At 67.9% G+C, this 16,524-nt stretch carries 14 protein-coding genes; 10 read left to right on the forward strand and 4 right to left on the reverse strand.

Going from position 1 to position 16,524, the window contains the following annotated elements:
- Positions 1-23 precede the first annotated feature (23 nt).
- Together ACIQCN_RS02445 and ACIQCN_RS02450 are read right to left on the reverse strand one after the other, a co-directional pair.
- The gene (locus tag ACIQCN_RS02445; RefSeq protein ID WP_400603381.1) at positions 24-812 is read right to left on the reverse strand and encodes a spermidine synthase; all 789 of its coding nucleotides are present in this window, start codon (positions 810-812) and stop codon (positions 24-26) included.
- Positions 812-2,041, reverse strand: a complete 1,230-nt coding sequence (locus ACIQCN_RS02450) for an aminotransferase class I/II-fold pyridoxal phosphate-dependent enzyme (RefSeq protein ID WP_400603382.1) — start codon at positions 2,039-2,041, stop codon at positions 812-814. The genes ACIQCN_RS02445 and ACIQCN_RS02450 overlap by 1 nt, the downstream gene beginning before the upstream one ends.
- A gap of 43 nt (positions 2,042-2,084) precedes the next feature.
- Here ACIQCN_RS02450 and coaD point away from each other — a divergent pair, with 43 nt between their 5' ends.
- The 7 genes from coaD to ftsY all read left to right on the forward strand — a co-directional run bounded on the left by coaD (position 2,085) and on the right by ftsY (position 10,139).
- Positions 2,085-2,585 (forward strand): pantetheine-phosphate adenylyltransferase, encoded by a 501-nt coding sequence (coaD, locus tag ACIQCN_RS02455; RefSeq protein ID WP_400603383.1) that lies wholly within the window; start codon positions 2,085-2,087, stop codon positions 2,583-2,585.
- 123 nt (positions 2,586-2,708) lie between these two features.
- Positions 2,709-3,233: a YceD family protein gene (locus tag ACIQCN_RS02460; protein WP_400604267.1), complete on the forward strand. Its 525-nt coding sequence runs from the start codon at positions 2,709-2,711 to the stop codon at positions 3,231-3,233.
- A gap of 36 nt (positions 3,234-3,269) precedes the next feature.
- Entirely contained in the window at positions 3,270-3,473 is a 204-nt protein-coding gene (rpmF, locus tag ACIQCN_RS02465) for a 50S ribosomal protein L32 (RefSeq protein WP_009356569.1), read from the forward strand.
- A gap of 20 nt (positions 3,474-3,493) precedes the next feature.
- Positions 3,494-4,186 carry a ribonuclease III gene (gene rnc / locus ACIQCN_RS02470; protein ID WP_400603384.1) on the forward strand — a complete coding sequence of 231 codons (693 nt, stop codon included), beginning with the start codon at positions 3,494-3,496 and terminating at the stop codon, positions 4,184-4,186.
- Positions 4,187-4,191: 5 nt separating this feature from the next.
- Positions 4,192-5,142 (forward strand): bifunctional DNA-formamidopyrimidine glycosylase/DNA-(apurinic or apyrimidinic site) lyase, encoded by a 951-nt coding sequence (gene mutM, locus ACIQCN_RS02475; protein ID WP_400609251.1) that lies wholly within the window; start codon positions 4,192-4,194, stop codon positions 5,140-5,142.
- Positions 5,143-5,307: 165 nt separating this feature from the next.
- Positions 5,308-8,913, forward strand: a complete 3,606-nt coding sequence (smc, locus tag ACIQCN_RS02480) for a chromosome segregation protein SMC (RefSeq protein ID WP_400609253.1) — start codon at positions 5,308-5,310, stop codon at positions 8,911-8,913.
- A 23-nt stretch (positions 8,914-8,936) separates the two neighbouring features.
- Positions 8,937-10,139, forward strand: coding sequence for a signal recognition particle-docking protein FtsY (ftsY, locus tag ACIQCN_RS02485; RefSeq protein ID WP_400609255.1), 1,203 nt, complete (start codon positions 8,937-8,939; stop codon positions 10,137-10,139).
- 40 nt (positions 10,140-10,179) lie between these two features.
- Here ftsY and ACIQCN_RS02490 read toward each other — a convergent pair whose 3' ends face one another.
- Entirely contained in the window at positions 10,180-11,418 is a 1,239-nt protein-coding gene (locus tag ACIQCN_RS02490; protein ID WP_400603388.1) for an MFS transporter, read from the reverse strand.
- 227 nt (positions 11,419-11,645) lie between these two features.
- On the opposite strand from ACIQCN_RS02490, the gene ACIQCN_RS02495 reads away from it, so the two are divergent.
- A complete protein-coding gene (locus ACIQCN_RS02495; protein WP_400603389.1) occupies positions 11,646-13,004 on the forward strand; it encodes an ammonium transporter in 1,359 nt (452 codons plus the stop codon).
- On the forward strand, positions 13,001-13,339 hold the full coding sequence (locus ACIQCN_RS02500) for a P-II family nitrogen regulator (protein WP_050687078.1): 339 nt from the start codon (positions 13,001-13,003) through the stop codon (positions 13,337-13,339). The genes ACIQCN_RS02495 and ACIQCN_RS02500 overlap by 4 nt, the downstream gene beginning before the upstream one ends.
- A gap of 93 nt (positions 13,340-13,432) precedes the next feature.
- Here the strand turns inward: ACIQCN_RS02500 and ACIQCN_RS02505 are convergent, their stop codons facing one another.
- On the reverse strand, positions 13,433-14,857 hold the full coding sequence (locus ACIQCN_RS02505) for a glucose-6-phosphate dehydrogenase (RefSeq protein WP_400609257.1): 1,425 nt from the start codon (positions 14,855-14,857) through the stop codon (positions 13,433-13,435).
- Between the two features lie 79 nt (positions 14,858-14,936).
- Between ACIQCN_RS02505 and ffh the strand changes: the two genes are divergently transcribed.
- Positions 14,937-16,517: a signal recognition particle protein gene (gene ffh, locus ACIQCN_RS02510; RefSeq protein WP_400603391.1), complete on the forward strand. Its 1,581-nt coding sequence runs from the start codon at positions 14,937-14,939 to the stop codon at positions 16,515-16,517.
- Positions 16,518-16,524: the final 7 nt, after the last annotated feature.

Consider the following 16,524-nt stretch of genomic DNA (forward strand, 5'->3'; position numbering starts at 1 on the left):
CGCCCGGCCTGACCTCCCGCCCTTTAACCGTCCAGCGGGTCCAGGTCAGGCCCGGCAAGGACCCGGGCCGGGTGGGGTCCGCGGTCTGCCAGCGCGGCGCTCCACTCTGCCGGCCAGACGGACTGCGTTCCGGCCAGGATGATGTTGCCCGGATAGCGCCCCTCGAACATGCCTGCCTCGGCAAACGCGGCCACGTCACCCATGGCGCGGCGCATGGCGGCGACCTGACTCCGGACGAGCGTCAATCCCGGCTCGTCGCCAACATTGACCACCAGGATCCCGGCCGTGGTGAGCCGCGCCCGTACCTCCTGGTAGAAGTCCGCGCAGGCCAGGTGCGCCGGGGCGTCGGGCCCCGAGAAGATATCCAGGATGACCACGTCGAAGCGGAGCTCCGGATCGAGGCCGGCCAGTTCGGCACGGGCATCTCCGGTGACGGTGTGCAGGACGGTTCCCTCCGGCAGGGGCAGGTGCCGCAGCACGAAGTCCAGGAGCTCACGTTCGAGTTCCACCGTGTACTGTTCCGAGCCCGGCCGGGTGGCCTGGATGTAGCGGGCCAGGGTCAGCGCGCCGGCCCCGAGGTGCAGGACACGCAGCGGAGCTCCTGCCGGGGCCGCAAGGTCCACCAGATGGCCGATCCGGCGGAGGTACTCGTAGAAGATCTCCGCCGGCTGCGCGAGGTTCACGTGCGACTGCTCCACGCCGCCGATGCTCAGCACGAAGCTCCCCTCCGTGAACGCGTCAGCCTCGATGGACGCATGCAGGCCGGCGCCCCGGAGGAAGCGCGATGCCGGAATATCCGTCCCCGCCGGCATCAGAGCTTTCCGCCCAGGGCGGCGAGCCGCCCGGCGGCTTCCTCCAGCACTTCCACCTTCTTGCAGAAAGCGAAACGGAGCAGGCTGCGGGTGCGGCGGGCGCCGTCCTCGTGGCAGAACACCGGCACCGGAATGGCGGCAACGCCCACCAGCGCGGGCAGTCGGCGGGCCAGGTCCACCGAGTCGTTGATGCCCAGCGGGGCCGTATCCACGTTGATGAAATAGGTGCCCTGGGGTGAAAACACATCGAAGCCGGCCGCCCTCAGCCCTTCGCCCAGGATGTCCCGCTTACGCGCCAATGCGGCCGCAACGCCGTCGTAAAACACGTCCGGCAGCGCCAGGCCCGCAGCGATTGCCGCCTGGAATGGCGTGCCGGAGCTGTATGTAAGGAACTGCTTAACAGTGCGGACCGCCGCCACGAGTTCTTCCGGCCCGGTCAGCCAGCCGATCTTCCAGCCGGTGAGCGAGAACGTCTTGCCGGCGGAGGAAATGGTGAGCGTGCGCCCGGCCGCGCCGGGCAGGGTGGCCACCGGAATGTGCGTGGCGCCGAAGGTGAGGTGCTCGTATACCTCGTCCGTGACGATGATGCTGCCGTGCTGTTCGGCGAGGTCCACTACTCGCTGCAGCACATGTCGCGGGAAGACGGCCCCCGTGGGATTGTGCGGGTTGTTCAGCAGGACCACCCGGGTGCGTTCGCTGAAGGCCGCCTCCAGCGCCGCCATGTCAGGCATGAAGTCCGGAGCCAACAGGGGAGCGGTCACATGCGTGGCGCCGGAGAGCCCGATCACCGCGCCGTAGGAATCGTAGAAGGGCTCCAGCGTCAGGACCTCGTCGCCCGGCCGGCAAAAAGCCAGCAGCGTTGCCGCGATCCCTTCGGTGGCCCCGGTGGTGACAATCACTTCAGTCTGCGGATCCGGGGTGAGGTTGTAGAAGCGTTCCTGGTGTGCTGCCACCGCTTCGCGCAGTTCCAGGATGCCCTTGCCCGGTGCGTACTGGTTGGCGCCGGCGGCGATGGCAGCGCGGGCAGCTTCCCGGATTTCCAGCGGCCCGTCCTCGTCCGGAAAGCCTTGGCCCAGGTTGATGGCACCGGTCTTTGCGGCAAGGGTGGTCATCTCTTCGAAGATGGTGACGCCCAGGCCGCCGCCCGGGGACAGGAGGTTCGCTCCGAGGGCCGTGCGCTGCCAGGGAGCAGGCTCCGTGGAAGGGGAAAGTTCCGCTGCTGGATGCATCCAGCCATGGTATCCCGGCGTTTCCATGCGGTAGGTTCGGAGCATGAGACGAGCGGTGTGCCCAGGATCCTTCGATCCCATCCATAACGGCCATCTCGAGGTCATCGCCCGGGCCGCAGGCCTGTTTGACGAAGTCATCGTTGCCGTGTCCACGAACCATGCAAAGAAGTACCGGTTTACCCAGCCCGAGCGCCTGGAGATGGCCAGGGAAACGCTGGCTTCCCTCAAAGGCATCGTGGTGGAACCCGTCGGGGACGGACTGCTCGCCGAATATTGCCGTCAGCGGGGAGTCTCAGCGATCGTCAAGGGGCTGAGATCCTCCTCGGACTTCGACTACGAACTGCCGATGGCCACCATGAACCGGCAGCTCAGCGGCGTGGAGACGGTCTTCCTGCCCGCGGAGGCGCACTACCTGCACCTGTCCTCCACCCTCATCAAGGAAGTGGCGGCGCTGGGCGGGAACATCTCGGACTTCGTGCCCCGCTCGGTGCTGCGGCGGATGACCGCTGGCGCGCCTGCCGCGGATCAGCGGCCGGGAGGGTAGGCTTGACCGGTACTTCGGCGCCGCCGGTTTGCTGGTTTGAGTCCCCGCGGCTCTTCAGGCTAAGATGGTACGTCGGTCATATGTTCAACAGGAGTTCTCATTAAAAGAGATGCAGGTTCGCCCCTGGCGTTCGACGTCAAGGACCTCGGGCGCAGCCCGGGAAGCATGCGGACACTGAAGGAACATGTACCCGCACCAGGTGATCTTGGTGTGGCGCTCATTGGCGTTCAGGAAGGCTCGGACATCGAGCTGGACCTGAGGCTTGAGGCCGTACACGAAGGAATTCTGGTATCAGGAACCGCGCTCGCCGAAGTAACCGGTGAATGCGGCCGATGCCTGGATCCCCTTGCGTATGACCTTGAGGTCAATGTGCAAGAACTTTTCTTCTACGAAGGCGTCGAGCTTTCGGACGGAGAAGATGATGAAGAGCAACGTCGAGTCGAGCACGATGTAATCGATCTTGAACCGGTGTTGCGGGACGCAGTGGTGACCATGCTGCCGTTCCAGCCGGTGTGCCGGGAAGACTGCCAGGGCCTTTGCTCCGAATGTGGAGCGCGCCTGGAAGACGAGCCGGGGCACCACCACGAGGTCCTTGACCCTCGCTGGGCTGCCCTAGCTGATATGGCTAAGCCTGACCGGCAAAATTGATTTGTACGTGTTTGTCTAGAGAGAAATGAGTTAGCCGTGGCTGTTCCCAAGCGGAAAATGTCTCGCTCGAATACCCGCGCCCGCCGCTCGCAGTGGAAGGCGACCGCACCCCACCTGGTGAAGACCGTTGAAAACGGCCAGGTCACCTACAGCCTGCCGCACCAGGCAAAGGTCGTTACCGACTCGGCTGGCACCGCGCTGTTCCTTGAGTACAAGGGCCGCAAGGTCGCGGACGTCTAATCGGCCGCCAGGCTGACACGATGTCTTCAACTGAAGAGCTTCTGAAGCGTCTCGGTGTCTCTATTGACGCCGGGACGCTTCGTCTTGCGCTCACCCACCGTTCCTACGCCTACGAAAACGGCGGCGTCCCCACCAACGAACGGCTTGAGTTCCTGGGCGACTCCATCCTGGGCTTCTCCGTCACCGATGCCCTGTACCGGGACAACCCGGACCTGCCCGAGGGCGAGCTCGCCAAGCGCCGTTCCGCCGTGGTCAGCACCCGTGCCCTCGCCGGTATCGGCCGCACCTTGGGCATCGGCGAATACATCTACCTGGGCCAGGGCGAGAAACTGACCCACGGCAAGGACAAGGCGTCCATCCTGGCGGACACCATGGAAGCCCTGATCGGCGCCACATACGTCTCCAACGACATCGAGACCGCCCGCCAGTTGGTCATGCGGCTGATCGGGCCCCTGCTCAAGGATGCAGCTGCGCTGGGGGCAGGGACGGACTGGAAGACCAGCATCCAGGAACTGGCCGCGAGCCGGCAGCTGGGCACCATCAACTATGCCGTGGACGGCACCGGGCCGGACCATGCCCGCACTTTCACCGCCGTGCTGCATGTAGGCGGTACCGCGTACGGCAAGGGCTCCGGCCACTCCAAGAAGGAAGCGGAGCAGGAAGCCGCCGCCGACGCCTGGCGTGCCCTCAACGGCGCCGGCGCAAAACAGTAACGGCCATGCCTGAACTGCCTGAGGTGGAAGTGGTCCGCCGCGGCCTGGCCACCTGGGTCCGCGGCCGCACCATCGAAGCGGTGGACGTGGTGGACCCGCGGTCCATCCGGCGGCACGCTGCGGGTACTGCGGACTTTACGGGCAATCTCGAAGGCGCCGCCGTCACCGACGTGGTCCGCCGGGGAAAGTTCCTCTGGCTTCCGCTCGCGGATGGGGAGACTCCGGAAGGAAGCCTGCCGCACGTGGCCCTGATGGCGCACCTGGGCATGAGCGGGCAGCTGCTCATGCAGGACGCATGGGTCCCGGACGAAAAACACCTGAAGGTCCGGCTGCGCCTCAGTTCCGCGCCCGGCATGCCGGGCCAGCTGCGGTTCGTGGACCAGCGGATCTTCGGGGGCCTCTTCGTCACCGACCTGGTTCCCACGGACGACGGCGGCCCCGGCGGCGAAGCGGAAAGCCCGCTGCCGCTGATTGCGGCCGAGGCGGCCCACATTGCCCGGGATCCGCTGGACCCGCACTTTTCCTTTGACCTCTTCTACCGGCGGCTCCGCGCGCGCAGGACCGGCCTGAAGCGGGCCCTCCTTGACCAGGGGCTGGTGTCCGGAATCGGGAACATCTACGCGGATGAGGCCTTGTGGCGGGCGCGCCTGCACTATGCGCGGCCCACAGACACCCTGCGCCGGGCCGACGCCGAACGCCTGGTCGCTGCGGCCCGGGAGGTCATGGTCGACGCCCTGTCCGCCGGCGGAACCAGCTTCGATTCGCTCTACGTCAACGTCAACGGCGCCTCAGGCTACTTTGAGCGGTCGCTGAACGCCTATGGCCGGAGCGGCGAGGCATGCCCCCGCTGTGCCGCCGCCGGGATCAACGCCGTCATCCGGCGCGAACAGTTCATGAACCGTTCGTCACACACGTGCCCGGTCTGCCAGCCGCGGCCTCGCAACGGACGCTGGTAGCCGGCCCGCCGCCGTCGTCCGCCCCACGGGATTTCGTCCCCAGGCGCCTTAAGAACGCGTTTTAAGCCCTCTAAGTGGACGAAAACCCCACGGGAGGGAGGGCAGGCGGGTTAGATTTGGTGTCAGCCCGGCACCCGCTGACACCACGAGGAGATCCGAAACACCTTGCACCTCAAAAGCCTGACCGTCCGGGGATTCAAGTCCTTCGCGTCGGCCACCACCTTCGATTTTGAGCCCGGCGTCACCGCCGTGGTGGGCCCCAACGGCTCCGGCAAGTCCAACGTGGTGGATGCCCTGGCCTGGGTGATGGGCGAGCAGGGCGCCAAGACCCTGCGCGGCGGCAAGATGGAGGACGTCATCTTCGCCGGCACCTCCGGCCGCCCGCCGCTGGGACGGGCCCACGTTTCGCTCACCATCGACAACTCGGACGGTGCACTGCCGATCGAGTACAGCGAGGTGACCATCTCACGGACGCTGTTCCGGACCGGCGGCTCGGAGTACGCCATCAACGGGTCCGGCTGCCGGCTGCTCGACATCCAGGAACTGCTCTCCGATTCAGGGCTGGGCCGGGAAATGCATGTCATCGTTGGACAGGGACAGCTGGACCGGGTCCTGCACGCCACACCGGAGGACCGCCGCGGCTTCATCGAAGAAGCGGCAGGAATCCTCAAGCACCGCCGCCGCAAGGAACGCACGGTCCGCAAGCTTGAGGCCATGCAGGCGAACCTCCAGCGGCTCACGGACCTCACCGGAGAGATCCGGCGCCAGTTGACGCCCCTGGGCAAGCAGGCCGAGGTGGCCCGACGTGCCCAGCGCGTACAGTTCGACGTGCGCGACGCGCGTGCCCGGCTGTTGGCGGACGACCTGGTCCAGCTGCAGTCCGTCCTGGAGCAGGAAGTGGCGGACGAGGCCGCGCTCAAGGCCCGGCGGGCCGCCGTCGAACACGATCTGGCCGCCGGACGCCGGGAACAGGCCGGGCTGGAGCAGTTGGCGGCGCAGGCCACACCGCGGCTGAACGCGGCCCGGGACACCTGGTACCGGCTCACCGCGGCCAGGGAGCGGTTCCGGTCCCTGGGTTCGCTCGCACAGGAGCGCAGCCGCCTCCTGGGTGCCGTGGATGCCGAACCGGCATCCGGGCGGGACCCCGATCAGCTGGAGCGCCAGGCCGCGCGCGTCCGCGAAGAACTCGCCGGGCTGGAACGGGACACGGCGGAGCGCCGCCGGGCGCTCGAACAGGCGGAGGCCGTGAAGGCCCAGGCAGAAAGCGCCGCGCTGGCCGAGGACAAGCGGCTCACCTCGCAGCTGCGGGCGGCCGCAGACCGCCGCGAAGGCATGGCCCGCCTGGCCGGCCAGGTGGCCGCGGCCCGTTCACGGGTGGAGTCGGCACAGGCGGAACTCGGCAGGCTGCACGAGTCGCTGGCCGCCGGGCAGGAGCGCCGCGCGCGCGCCCAGGCCGAATTCTCCGCACTGGAGAACCAGGTGGCCGGCGTGGAAGAAGGCGAAGAGTCCCTTGACGCCGAGTATGAGGCCGCAGCGGAAGCGCTGGACGCCGTGGTGCAGGATATCGCCGCGCTCACCGCGGACGTGAACGAGGGGGTCCGCCGCCGGGATGCCCTGGTGGCGCGCCGGGACGCACTGAGGCTGGGACTGGAACGGAAGGACGGGGCCAGCCACGCCCTGCAGTCGGGCCTCGCCGGCGTCCGGGGCAGCCTCGCCGGCGCAATCGAGGTGGAAAGCGGGTATGAGGCCGCTGTTGCAGCTGCCCTCGGCGAGGCCGCCGAGGCGGTCCTGGTGGACAGTCCGGAAACCGCGGTGGCACTCCTCGGATTGCTCAAGGCGGACGACGCCGGCCGGGCGGCACTGCTGCTGGCTCCGGCGCCAAACGGGGAAGCACAGCCCCGCCCGCCATTGCCGGGCCTCCCCGCAGGTGCTGTCCCGGCCGCGGACGTGGTGGACGGCGACGGGCACTTCGCCGACCAGGTCAGGCACCTGCTGGCGCGCACCGCCGTCGTTGACGGACTGGAAGCCGCCGCCGGGCTGGTGTCCCGCCACCCCGGCATCACGGCAGTGACCCGCGCCGGGGACATCTTCACGGCAGCCTCGGCCACCGGCGGCTCCGCGAAGGGGCCGTCGCTGCTTGAGGTGCAGGCCGCCGTGGACGACGCCGAAGCTGACCTTCAGGAGGTCAGCGCCACTCTGGAGCGCAACAGGTTTGCACTGGCCGCCGCAGAGGCGCGGCGGGCCGGCGCGCAGGACCGGACCGATGCCGCGATGGAGCGGCTGCACGAGTCCGACGCCCGCCTCGCCGCCGTAGCCGAACGCCTGGGCCACCTGAATTCCGTCCTGCGCAGCGCTGTGGGGGAAAGCGACCGCCTGGCCCAGTCCCTGGCCCGCGCCGAGGCCAACGTCGCCGCGGAGGAGGAAGCGCTCGCCGCTGTGGCAGCGAGGCTTGCCGCAGCGCAGGAGGCGCCCCTGGAGGAGGAGCCTTCAACCGCACACCGCGACGAACTCGCCCAGGCGGCGTCGGCCGCCCGTGCCGCCGAGATGGAGGCGCGCCTGGCGCTGCGCAGCGCCGAAGAACAGCTGTCCGCCACGGGAAACCGGGCCGCTTCGCTGGAACGGGCCGCCGTCACCGAGCGGCGTGCCCGGGCCGAAGCCGCGGAGCGGGCCCGCCGGCGCCGGCTGCAGGCGGGACGGGCCGCTGCGGTGGGTGCCGCCGTCGGCCTTTCCCTTCGGTACCTGGACGTTTCCGTGGACCTTGCGCGGCACGAACGGGACCTCGCCGAGGAAAACCGGGAACGACGGGACAAGGAACTCGCTGAGGTGCGCTCGGCCACCGAAGCCCTGGCCCGCGAGCTGGCGGACCTGACGGATACTGTCCACCGCGACGAACTCGCCCGCGCCCAGCAAAGGGCTCGGATCGAGGCCCTGGAAACCCGGGCCATCGACGAACTGGGGATTACCCCGGACGCGCTCGTGGCAGAGTTCGGGCCCCACGTCCCTGTGCCCCTACCGGCGGAGGAGTCCGGGGACAAATGGGCCGCCCTCCGCACCCCTGTGGACGAGGCCGGCGAGGATATCGTCGAGGGAAAACCCTACGTGCGTGCCGAGCAGGAGAAGCGGCTCCGCAGGGCGGAGCGGGACCTGGCCAGCCTGGGCAAGGTCAACCCCCTGGCCCTGGAGGAATTCGCGGCCCTGGAGGAACGGCACCAGTTCCTCAGCTCCCAGCTGGAGGACCTGAAGGCCAGCCGCAAGGACCTGCTGGACATCATCAAGGAAGTGGACCAGCGCGTGCAGCGGGTGTTCGCTGAAGCGTTCGAGGACACCCAGGCCCAGTTCGTGCGGGTCTTTGAACGGCTGTTCCCCGGCGGTGAGGGCCGGCTGGTCCTCACCGACCCGGACGACATGCTGGCCACAGGCATCGAGGTGGAAGCCCGCCCGGCCGGCAAGAAGATCAAGCGGCTCTCACTGCTCTCGGGCGGTGAACGCTCGCTGACGGCCGTGGCGCTGCTGGTGGCGATCTTCAAGGCGCGGCCGTCCCCGTTCTATGTCATGGACGAGGTGGAAGCTGCCCTGGACGATACCAACCTGGGCCGGCTCATCACCATCTTCGAGGAACTGCGCGAATCCAGCCAGCTGATCGTCATCACCCACCAGAAGCGCACCATGGAAGTGGCGGACGCACTGTATGGCGTGACCATGCGCGGGGACGGCGTTTCCACCGTGATCAGCCAGCGCCTGGCAGGGGACCGGGCGACCGCGGACGTGTAGCTGCCCTGTGAGAAGCTAGGGGAGTGAATGAAATCCTTCCCATTATCCTGTCCATTGTTGCTGCCCTGGTGGTTGTCGGCGGGCTGATTCCGGTCCTGCTCAAGACCCGCCGGAACATCAACCAGTACCCGGGAACCCGCGACGCCAACGATCCGGAGACCCCCCGCCGCGGCAGCACCGTGGTTGCCGATGCGCCGGTGGCGGACCGGACGGCGCCTGCCGGTGTGGATCTGGAGGGCCTGGAAACCGCCGGGGTCCCGGATGATGCCGCCGGGCTCGAAACCATACCCGTAGACACCCCGCTGCCGGTGGCCGGACGCCTCATGCGCCTGCGGGAGCGGCTTGTCCGGTCCAACAACATCATGGGCAAGGGCCTGCTTGCGCTGCTCTCCAGCGACCGGATCGACGAGGGCGTCTGGGACGAAGTGGAGGAAACTCTTCTCCTGGCGGACCTCGGCACGGAACCCACGATGCAGCTGGTGGATGCACTCCGTGAACGCGTCAAGGTCCTGGGCACGCGCACGCCCGAGGACGTCAAGGCCCTCCTGCGCGAAGAGCTGGTCAAGCTGGTGGACCCCACCATGGACCGCAGCCTCAACATCGAGCGGCAGGACGGCAAGCCCGCGGTCATGATGGTCGTCGGCGTCAACGGGGTGGGCAAGACCACCACCGTCGGCAAGCTGGCCCGCGTCCTGGTGGCCGAAGACAAGGACGTCCTGCTGGGAGCCGCGGACACGTTCCGTGCCGCCGCCGCCGAACAGCTGGCCACCTGGGGCCAGCGCGTGGGCGTCCCCACCGTCAAGTCGGATATCGACGGCGCCGACCCCGCCTCGGTTGCCTACGAGGCCGTCAAGGCCGGCATCGAGCAGGAGGTGGACGTGGTCATGATCGACACCGCGGGCCGCCTCCAGAACAAGGTTGGCCTGATGGACGAGCTGGGCAAGGTCAAGCGCGTCGTGGAGAAACTCGCGGACGTCGACGAGGTCCTGCTGGTTCTGGACGCCACAACCGGCCAGAACGGCCTCAACCAGGCCCGCGTGTTTTCCGAAGTAGTCAACATCACCGGCATCGTCCTCACCAAGCTGGACGGCACCGCCAAGGGCGGCATCGTGGTGGCCATCCAGAAGAGCCTCGGCGTGCCCGTCAAACTCATTGGACTGGGTGAAGGCGCGGACGACCTCGCACCGTTCGAGGCCGAAGCCTTCGTGGACGCGCTGCTGAACTAGCCGTACTGCAAAACCGGGGGCACAGCCAGCCTGCGGCCGGTCAGCGTGCCGGCCGCAGGGTCTCCCGGGTGCCGAGCCAGCTGCAGGCCGCCACCAGCATGATCCCGCCGGTCACCCCGAACGCCCAGCCATAGCCGAGCCGGTCCGCGAGCACGCCGGCCAGGATGGGCCCTACGATCGCACCGACGTCGGACACCATCTGGTAGACGGCCAGGACCCTGCCGCCGGAGCGGTCGTTGCCGATCACATCCGCAACCGCGGCCTGCTGGGCCGGACCGAACAGGCCCGAACCGACACCGGCCAGCGCGGACGCGGCCAGGAACCAGCCCAGGTCCGCCGAGGCGCCGATCGCCGCGGTGGCAGCGGCGGCCACAAGAAGGCCCCACACCATCATGGGCCGGCGGCCAAGGCTGTCTGCCAGGCGGCCGGAAAACGTCAGCGCGGACGCATTCCCTGCGGCGAACACAGCCAGCGCCAGGCCGGCAGCCTCCGGCCCGGAGCCGAACGCGGCAGCGGCAAACAGCGGCACCGTGGCCATCCGCACCCCGAACGTCGCCCAGCCGTTGGCGAAGCTGGACACCAGCGCGGACCGGTACGCGCCCGCCGCCAGCGCCTCAGTGAACGGCAGCTCCGGCGCGCGCTGCCCGCCCGGGCCGCCGCCCCTGCGCTGGTGGCTCAGCTGCGTCTGGACCACCAGCGCGGCCACTACCAACGCCGCGGCGTAGGCCAGGAACGGGACGCGCAGGCCGAAACCTGCCAACAGGCCCCCGACGATGGGCCCGCACACGTTGCCCACCAGGAACGCCGAGGCATAGGCGCCGGAGACCCGCCCGCGGCTTTCCGGAGGCGCCAGCCGTACCACCAGTGCCATGGAGGCAACCGTGAACATCACGGAGCCGGCCCCGCCAAGTCCACGGAACAGCAGCAGCTGCCAGTAGTCCTGGGCGAAAGCGCAGGCGGCCGTGGACGCCGCGACGATGAGCAGCCCCGCAACATATACGGGACGTTCGCCCAGCCGGCCGATCAGCGCCCCGCCCGCCGGAGCGAACACCAGGCGCATGAACGCGAAGATGGCCACGATGACGGACGCCTCGGTGTTTCCCACCCCGAACGTGGTGGCGAACTGCGGCAGAACCGGGGCCACCAGGCCGAAGCCCAGGGCGATCAGGAACGCAGCGGCAAGCATCACCTTGATGTCCCGCGGGAACTTCCCGGGCCGCGGCAGGAACCGCGTGAAGAACCGGGACGATGTGCCGCTTTCGCGGGGTTCTGCCGTCATGATGCCGCAATCCTTGCCGTGGACAGTGCCGGGGACCGGCGAAAGGGATGAAACACCACCGTAACAAGCCGGATATTCACCATTTACTTCCTGGAGGTTGTTGTAACAGGGCCGCAATATAAATCCGCGGCAGCCGAAACACGCCGACCCCAGACTCGATACAGGACGCAAAACGGCGTTGGCAGGCGGAGTATTCCGCAGAATCGATCATAGGGAGGACGTGCACCATGGAACTTACCCCGGGTCACGTATGGCTGATGGTGGCGGCGGCACTCGTGCTGCTGATGACACCAGGGCTCGCATTTTTCTACGGCGGCATGACGCGCGCCAAGGCAGCGCTGAACATGATGATGATGAGCTTCATCTCCATCGGCATCGTCAGTGTCGTGTGGGTGCTGTGGGGCTACTCGATGACAGGCGGTGACGGCTTCCTGCAGATGGTGGGCAACCCGTTGGCCAGCTTCGGCCTCGAAGGCGTCAACTCCGCGGATTCACCGGATGGCCTCATCCTGGTGGGTTACGGCGCGACGTTTGCCATCATTACCGTTGCCCTTATCAGCGGTGCCATTGCCGACCGCGCCAAGTTCGGCGCCTGGTCCGTCTTCGTGCCTGTGTGGGTCACGCTGGTCTACTGCCCGCTGGCCTACATGGTGTGGGGCGGCGGCCTCTTTGGTGAGGACGGCGCCATCGGCCAGGCACTGGGCCCCGCCATCGACTTCGCCGGCGGTACCGTGGTGCACATCAACGCTGGTGTCGCGGCCCTGATCCTCGTGCTGATCATCGGCAACCGCAAAGGCTTCGGCAAGGACCCGAACCACCGTCCCCACAACATTCCCTTCGTGATGCTCGGGGCCGCCATGCTTTGGTTCGGCTGGTTCGGCTTCAACGGCGGCCTCGCGTCCTCCGCTGAGCAGGGCGGCCTGATCTGGGTCAACACCCTGGCAGCGCCAGCAGCGGCCATGATCGGCTGGCTCGTCACCGAGCGCATCCGCGACGGCCACCCCACCTCCCTCGGCGCAGCATCCGGCGTGGTTGCCGGCCTGGTGGCCATCACCCCGGCCTGCGCCAACGTCAGCCCGGTGGGCGCCCTGGGACTGGGCATCGTGGCAGGCGTTGCCTCCGCCCTGGCCGTGGGCCTGAAGTTCCGCTGGGGCTTCGATGACTCGCTGGACGTGGTGGGTGTGCACCTGGTCTCGGGCATCATCGGCACCGTAGCCCTTGGCTTCATCGCACTGCCGGAGGAGGGCGCGGGCGGCGGCCTCTTCTACGGCGGCGGCATGACCCAGATGTGGGCCCAGCTGGCAGCGGCAGGCATCGCCATCGCCTACTCGGCCGTCTTTACGGTCATCATTGCCCTGGCCATCCACAAGACCATGGGCTTCCGGGTCTCCCAGGAACAGGAAAGCGTGGGCGTGGACCTCAGCCTGCATGCTGAAACGGCCTACGAGTTCGGTGTATCCGGGCACGGCGGCTCGTTCCAGCCCCTGCACGACGTGATGACCGGCAAGAGCCAGACGTCGGACCAGGCAGCAGCCGGGACGCAGAACACAGAATCGGCAACAGGCAAGGAAAGCGTGGGGGCATGAAACTGATTACTGCCATCGTCAGGCCGGAAAAACTCGAAGCCATCCGGGAAGGGCTGGAATCCTACGGGGTCCAGGGCCTCACGGTCAGCGCAGCCAGCGGCTACGGCCGGCAGCGCGGCTACACGGAGGTATACCGCGGAGCCGAGTACAACGTTGACCTGCTGCCCAAGATCCGGGTGGAGGTCCTGGCTACGGACGAGCAGGCGGACGACATCCTGGACGTTATCATCGCCAGCTCCAACACGGGCCGCGCCGGCGACGGCAAGGTCTGGACGATGGACGTTTTTGAGGCCGTCCGGGTACGGACCGGCGAACGCGGGGTAGCCGCAATCTGACGCTCCGGGCCTGCCCGGAACCAGCAGGCCAACGCCGTGACGGGGCGGGCGGGACACCGAAAGGTGCCCCGCCCGCCCCGTTTCGTTCCGGCCTTACCCCGGAGTGCGATCCGCTGACTGGGCCGCACCCCGGGCGGCCCAGGAACGGGGACCCGCCGAGCCGGCGTCGTACTCCTCCAGCGGCACGGCACCCTCCTCCCACGACCGAAGCACCGGCTCCACGATGCGCCAGCATTCCTCCGCTGTGTCGCCGCGGACGGACAGCAGCGGATCCCCGTTGAGCACGCCCTCCAGGACTTCGCCGTAGGGAAGGAGGTCCGAGGCGCTCAGCTCCGCATCCAGGGTGACCCTGCCCAGGCTGAAGATATTCCCCGGGCCGTTGACGTCCACATCGAACTGGAGCGTGTCCGGGCCGAACCCGATGCGCAGCTGGTTGGGGGCGTCCACCCCCGTGAAGCCCTCCGGAAGATGCGGCACGGGACGGAAGGTCACCACCGCCTCCTTGCGTCTGGCCCCCATAGCCTTGCCCGACCGCAGGATGAAGGGAACGCCGCTCCAGCGCCAGTTCTCGATCCGGACCTCCACTTCGGCGAGGGTCTCGGTGTTCCGGGCCGGATCAACGCCCTCCTCGCGGGCATAGTCCGGGACCGCGGTGCCGGCCACCGTTCCGGCCGTATACCGGGCACGCCGGCTGGACCCGCCGTAAGGAGCTCTGACGCTGCCGGCACGAAGCACCGTGGAGACGGCGTCGCGAAGGTCGCGTTCGCCAATGGTGGCCGGCGGCTCGATGGCCATGAGCGCCATGATTTGCAGGAGGTGGCTCTGAATCATGTCGCGGAGGGCGCCCGCGCCGTCGTAGTAGCGGGCGCGGCCCTCCAGGGCCAGGTCCTCATCGAAGATGATTTCCACCTTCTCCACGTGCTCCCGGTTCCAGACCGGCTCCAGGAAGTTGTTCGCGAAGCGCAGGCCCAGGATGTTCAGCACCGTGGCCTTGCCCAGGAAATGGTCAACGCGGTGGATGTGGTCCTCCGGGACCAGCTGCACCAGGGTCCGGTTCAGGTTCCGCGCCGATTCCTCCCCGGAGCCGAACGGCTTCTCCATCACCAGGCGCGTCCCGGGCGGCAACTGGCCGGGTTGCAGGGCCTCGCAGGCGCGCTGGCTGACCTGGGGCGGCAGGGCGAAGTAGATGGCTGCGGGCCCTTCAAGCCCGGCCACGAGGGCAGCCAGCGCGCCGTCGGCCGTAACGTCCAGCTGGTGGTAGGCGGTATCCTGCGCGATGGAGTCCAGGGCATGCCGGCCCTCCTGGCCGGCATCCTTGGCCGCGGCACTGAAGGCTCCGGTGACGCGCTGGCGCCACTGTTCCGGCGTCCACGGATCAGAGCCCGCGCCGGCCAGGCGGAGGCCGGTGGCGCGCCCCCGCGCCACAAGGCGGGCGAGGCCCGGGAGCAGCAGGCGGCCCGTGAGGTCGCCGGAAGCGCCGAGGATGAGCAGGGTCCTGACAGTTGTTGGGCTGGTCATTTTGCCAGCATGCCATCTTGCGTGTCCGAGTTGGTACCCTAGATAGTCGAGTCCCGATCATCCACTGAAAGAACGGCACGTGTTCAATTCACTTTCTGACCGGTTGACAGCAACCTTCAAGAATCTCCGCGGCAAGGGCCGCCTCACCGAGGCTGACGTTGACGCCACCGTACGCGAGATCCGCCGCGCGCTCCTTGACGCCGACGTTGCCGTTCCGGTTGTCCGTGAATTCACCGGCCGGGTCCGCGAACGTGCCCTCGGCGCGGAGGTCTCCGGTGCCCTGAACCCCAGCCAGCAGATCGTCAAGATCGTCAACGAAGAACTTGTTGAAATCCTGGGCGGCGAGACCCGCCGCATCCGCCTCGCCAAGACCGGTCCCACCATCATCATGCTGGCCGGCCTCCAGGGTGCGGGCAAGACCACACTGGCCGGAAAGCTCTCCAAGTGGCTGAAGGCCCAGGGCCACAGCCCCATGCTGGTGGCCTGCGACCTCCAGCGACCCAATGCCGTCACCCAGCTGCAGGTAGTAGGCAAGCGCGCCAATGTGCCCGTCTTCGCCCCGCACCCCGGCGCCACGTCCACGGAACTGGACCAGCCGGCCGGCGATCCCGTCGCCGTTGCCCGTGCCGGCGTGGAGGAAGCCCGCCAGAAGCTTCACGACGTAGTCATCGTTGACACCGCCGGACGCCTGGGCGTTGACGCGGACATGATGGAGCAGGCGCGCCAGATCCGCCGCGCCATCGTGCCCAACGAAGTGCTGTTCGTGATTGACTCCATGATTGGCCAGGACGCCGTGAACACGGCGCTCGCGTTCGATGAAGGCGTTAACTTCACGGGCATCGTGCTTTCAAAGCTCGACGGCGACGCGCGCGGCGGTGCAGCCCTTTCCGTCGCGTCGGTCACCGGCAAGCCCGTGATGTTTGCGTCCACCGGAGAAGGCCTGGACGATTTCGAGCTGTTCCACCCGGACCGGATGGCCTCGCGCATCCTGGACATGGGCGACGTCCTGACGCTGATCGAGCAGGCGGAAAAGTCCTGGGACAAGGACGAAGCAGCCCGGATGGCGAAGAAATTCGCCGACCAGGAAGACTTCACGCTGGAAGACTTCCTGGCGCAGATGCAGCAGATCCGCAACATGGGCTCCATGAAGAAGATGCTCATGATGATGCCCGGCGCCCAGAACATGCGCCAGCAGCTGGAGCAGTTCGACGAACGCGAAATCGACCGGGTTGAAGCGATCGTCCGGTCCATGACGCCCCACGAGCGGCTCGCGCCCAAGATCATCAACGGCTCCCGCCGCGCCCGCATCGCCCGCGGTTCCGGCGTGCACGTCTCAGAGGTCAACGGACTGCTGGAGCGCTTCGCCCAGGCGCAGAAGATGATGAAGAAGATGGCGCAGGGTGGCATGCCCGGAATGCCGGGAATGCCCGGCCTGCCCGGCGCCGGTGGCGGAGCCCGGAAGAACGCCAGGAACGCGCCCAAGAAGAAGGCCAAGTCCGGCAATCCGGCCAAGGCCGCGCAGGAGCGCAAGGAGGCGGAGGCGCGCCGCGCCAACGCCGGCAAGGCGCTGCCCACCGGTGCGGCGTTCGGCCAGCAGGGTGATTTCGACCCGGCGCAGCTGAACCTGCCCAAGGGCTTCGAGAAGTTCCTCGGCAAGTAGCAGCCCG

It is taken from the genome of Pseudarthrobacter sp. NPDC092424 (genome assembly GCF_044754925.1).
Classification (GTDB): domain Bacteria; phylum Actinomycetota; class Actinomycetes; order Actinomycetales; family Micrococcaceae; genus Arthrobacter.

Excerpts from the sequence above, each read along its gene's own strand:
- ACIQCN_RS02445 (WP_400603381.1), bottom strand. The coding sequence starts at position 812 with ATGCCGGCGGGGACGGATATTCCGGCATCGCGCTTCCTCCGGGGCGCC.
- ACIQCN_RS02450 (WP_400603382.1), bottom strand. The coding sequence starts at position 2,041 with ATGCATCCAGCAGCGGAACTTTCCCCTTCCACGGAGCCTGCTCCCTGG.
- coaD (WP_400603383.1), top strand. The coding sequence starts at position 2,085 with ATGAGACGAGCGGTGTGCCCAGGATCCTTCGATCCCATCCATAACGGC.
- rnc (WP_400603384.1), top strand. The coding sequence starts at position 3,494 with ATGTCTTCAACTGAAGAGCTTCTGAAGCGTCTCGGTGTCTCTATTGAC.
- mutM (WP_400609251.1), top strand. The coding sequence starts at position 4,192 with ATGCCTGAACTGCCTGAGGTGGAAGTGGTCCGCCGCGGCCTGGCCACC.
- ACIQCN_RS02490 (WP_400603388.1), bottom strand. The coding sequence starts at position 11,418 with ATGACGGCAGAACCCCGCGAAAGCGGCACATCGTCCCGGTTCTTCACG.
- ACIQCN_RS02495 (WP_400603389.1), top strand. The coding sequence starts at position 11,646 with ATGGAACTTACCCCGGGTCACGTATGGCTGATGGTGGCGGCGGCACTC.
- ACIQCN_RS02500 (WP_050687078.1), top strand. The coding sequence starts at position 13,001 with ATGAAACTGATTACTGCCATCGTCAGGCCGGAAAAACTCGAAGCCATC.
- ACIQCN_RS02505 (WP_400609257.1), bottom strand. The coding sequence starts at position 14,857 with ATGACCAGCCCAACAACTGTCAGGACCCTGCTCATCCTCGGCGCTTCC.